3 protein-coding genes and 1 pseudogene are annotated in these 3,520 nt (G+C 45.1%); 3 read left to right on the forward strand and 1 reads right to left on the reverse strand.

The window, feature by feature from the left end:
• Window positions 1-367 (forward strand): annotated as a pseudogene (locus tag G1O98_RS37410) (red chlorophyll catabolite reductase); the annotation flags it as partial.
• 141 nt (window positions 368-508) lie between these two features.
• Here G1O98_RS37410 and G1O98_RS37415 read toward each other — a convergent pair.
• Entirely contained in the window at window positions 509-1,525 is a 1,017-nt protein-coding gene (locus G1O98_RS37415) for an NmrA family NAD(P)-binding protein (RefSeq protein ID WP_243458659.1), read from the reverse strand.
• Window positions 1,526-1,630: 105 nt separating this feature from the next.
• Here G1O98_RS37415 and G1O98_RS37420 point away from each other — a divergent pair, with 105 nt between their 5' ends.
• Both G1O98_RS37420 and G1O98_RS37425 read left to right on the forward strand, forming a co-directional pair.
• The gene (locus tag G1O98_RS37420; RefSeq protein ID WP_163939407.1) at window positions 1,631-2,392 is read left to right on the forward strand and encodes a red chlorophyll catabolite reductase; all 762 of its coding nucleotides are present in this window, start codon (window positions 1,631-1,633) and stop codon (window positions 2,390-2,392) included.
• Window positions 2,393-2,417: 25 nt separating this feature from the next.
• The coding region (locus tag G1O98_RS37425) for a nitrilase-related carbon-nitrogen hydrolase (RefSeq protein WP_243458660.1) at window positions 2,418-3,520 on the forward strand (1,103 nt) is incomplete at its 3' end.

A 3,520-nucleotide genomic window follows, 5' to 3' on the forward strand; every position in this document is an offset into this window, starting at 1 on the left:
ATTTTTAAAGTTGCAAGACGATTTGCGCTTAAAGGCATTTACTAGCAAAAGCGCCTATATTCGTTTATTTCAATCGCCTGCTAGCTTGTGCTACACCAGCGCACCCACCTTGGACACCCTCGAACTGATTCGCACACTTGCACACGAAACCCTCGATCGCTGGCTAACCTGGGTAGATGCAGCTGAACCAGTGTCAGAAGATGCACGGGAAGCTTTGGCGGCTCGTGATTTGGCGCTGCGCCGTAGCAGTGCTGAACGCGATCCAGGTAATAAATTTGCCGCACAGATGTTTGGTTTTGAGTTGACAGATAAACTTGTGCGATCGCTCTGGGGAGGTGTAGGCATAGACGACCCTAAGCATGGTTAAGAAAATTTGGACACAGCAGGGCAGATAATATTGATAATCTCAACTCATTCCGGGACTTGGCACTGCAAGTTTCCTCTCGCCTAGCTTAATCAGTTGCTCTGAGCAACTGGTTAAAGGTAAGCAAACTTTTGCCACAGTGTACTAATGCGATCGCAGACTCTCATAGGTAAGTTCGGCATTTGACCAGTGAGTTTCTGCCAAAAATTCACTAAATGTGGTCAGAAGTCCAGGAAACTCTTCTTCTCGTAAACGCCAGACATCGGCTTGATAACCTTTTTTGCGATACCACTGAATCAAATCGAACAGTTCTTTTTGCAGCAAGAGTAAGAAAATCCAAGCAGGTATCTCTTTATGGACAACTTTTATCCCTTGCGCTTGGGAGAATGCCTCTGCCATTTGCTTTGGAGTCAGCACATCGCCAGCTAGCTCAATTTCTTGACCAATATACTTAGTGGGATGTTTAATTACGTAGGCAGCAACGCGGCCCATGTCCTTCGTTGTAATTAGATGAAGGGGTTTATCTGGCTGAATTGAAAACGGAAAACTACCTTTGAGTATAGAAGGTCGCGTGTACTTCTTCCAAAACTCCTCCATAAACAAGCAGGCTCGCAACATAGTAGTCGGTAAGCCCGCTTCTTTGAGAATTTTCTCTACTTGATACTTTTGCTCAATGCGAGGGATTCCTGAATTCCTATCTGCTCCACCTGCGGAATTGTAGATAAAGTGCTTAATTTCAGCTTGTTTGGCAGCTTGTGCAACTCGCCTGGCTCTCTCCACCTCTAGCGGGTCAATTTTAGCGGAGTCCGCAGAAGTGGCGTGGCAGTAAACAGCCGAAATTCCTGTAAAGGCTGGTATGAGAGAATTTTCATCGTCGAGGTTGGCTTTTACCAGTTCAACTCCGGCATTGTTGAGCTTTGCAAGAGTTGGACGATTAAGGTCAATTTCTCTAGTGATGACTCGCAGGTTGCTAACTCCCTGTTCGAGAAATCCTTTGACGACATTTCCACCTGTGCCGCCAGTAACTCCGATGAGTAAAACTTTATCGGTGTTTGACTCTGTGCGATCGCGGAAATTTGACATTCTCTCTTCTACCCGAAGTTCTTGATTTAAATTAAGTTTATCCAAAGACAGGAGAAGCAAACAATAATTCCACGCCATTTACAGTTGTTTTGGCTCGGTGAAAGAATTCTGGCAGAAGCTAGATGCTGGTTTTTTGCTTTTATATTATGTTTGTTTGCATTCTGATCTAAAAGGATACAAATAGTGCTTGAGCAGCAAATTAATGTAGACAATACAGCCTTATTTGAGCAGTTGTGGGGTTGGACAAATGAACTCCGTGAGAAAATAGACGCTCGTTTTGAATTACATTCAGATCCGTCTACTGAGAACTTTCAAAAATACTCTGCCTTGATTGGAGAAGCGCACGGCTCACTCAATACCTTCTCTGGCCCAGAAATTGATTGGCTTGTGCATTCATGGTTACGCGAACCTAAATCTGGCTTTTGCAATATGCACCTAACTGTTTGGCTCAAGTCGCAGATTCGTGTTCCTCATTTGGCTATTGTCTTTGCCACGGTTCCAGAACTGTTCTTTTTTATAGATTACGTCCCTCGCACCGATCTATTCACTGACCTCGACTATTTGGATCGTTACTACGAACCTGTGAACCAGACATATCTGGCGTTCCTGAAAGATTCACGTTTTCAGCAGTATATTAGCAAAACGCTGTATATCCGTCAGGTACAATCTCATACTAGTTTGTGTTACACCAGTCCAGTCACAGAAGAGACACTTGATCGTGTCCACACGGTAGCGCATGAGATGATAGATCGTTGGCTAGGTTGGGTAGATGAAGCTGAACCAGTAGCGGAATCAGAACGGACTGCTTTATCTGAGCGTGACTTATTTGTGCGCCGTACTGTTGCAGAACGCGATCCAGACAACCAAATTGCTGTGCGGCTATTTGGGGCAAAAATGACGGATAAATTAGTGCGATCGCTCTGGGGTGGCGAGCGTATTCTATAAGGTAGTAAAAAAATTTGGATACAGCATGGCAGATAATACTGATGATCTCAACTCATTCCGGGCCTTGGCACTCCAAGTTACCTGTCATGCAGTCAACCAAGCAACTGATCGCCACGAAGCGCGATCGCTCATGCTAAACTCCATCAACCGCCTAGCTCAACAAATCGCTGCCAGTATCGCTTTCATTGGCTTTGATTGTCGTTTAATTGTACTGCCAGAATATTTCCTTACTGGTTTTCCAATGGGAGATAGTCTCGCAGGATGGGCAGAAAAAGCCTGTATAGAAATGGCTGGTGCAGAGTATGAAGCGCTGGGTAAAATTGCCCAAAAACATAAAATATTCTTAGCTGGTAATGCCTACGAAGTTGATCCCAACTTTCCTGGATTGTACTTCCAAACCTGTTTTATTCTTGACCCCTTTGGCTCAATCGTCTTGCGGTATCGGCGGCTAAATTCTTTATTTGCTCCCACTCCCCATGATGTTTGGGATAAATATCTTGACTGTTATGGTTTAGAGGGAGTTTTCCCAGTAGCCAAAACTGCGATCGGTAATTTAGCAGCTTTAGCATCAGAAGAAATTTTGTATCCAGAAGTGGCGCGATGTCTGGCGATGCGAGGAGCAGAGATTTTTGTTCATTCCACCTCGGAAGTATACAACAAAAACCTCACTCCCAAAGACGCGGCAAAAATCACTCGCGCCGTCGAAAACATGGCTTACGTAGTTTCAGCCAATACCGCAGGTATCGCTAATATTGCCATCCCCATAGCTTCTGCTGATGGTGGCTCTAAAATCATCGACCATCGCGGAATTGTTTTAGCCGAAACAGGTGCAGGCGAGAGCATGGCAGCATTTGCCGAGATTGATTTAGGAGCCTTACGCCGCGATCGCCGCCGACCAGGGTTACATAATTTACTTGCTCGTCAACGCTTTGAACTATACGCCGAAAGTTATCACCAATCACACTTTTACCCAGCTAATACTATGCTGGAGGGAGAAATAGACCGCAAACATTTTTTGCAAACCCAGCAAGCCACAATTGATCGGTTGGGCTCCCCGATCCATTGTGGCTTGCTGGGTTTGCAAAAGCTGTTTGCGGTGTCTTTCTCCCTCCAGCTTGGTTTTAGGTG

It is taken from the genome of Nostoc sp. UIC 10630, assembly GCF_010747425.1.
Lineage (GTDB): Bacteria > Cyanobacteriota > Cyanobacteriia > Cyanobacteriales > Nostocaceae > Nostoc.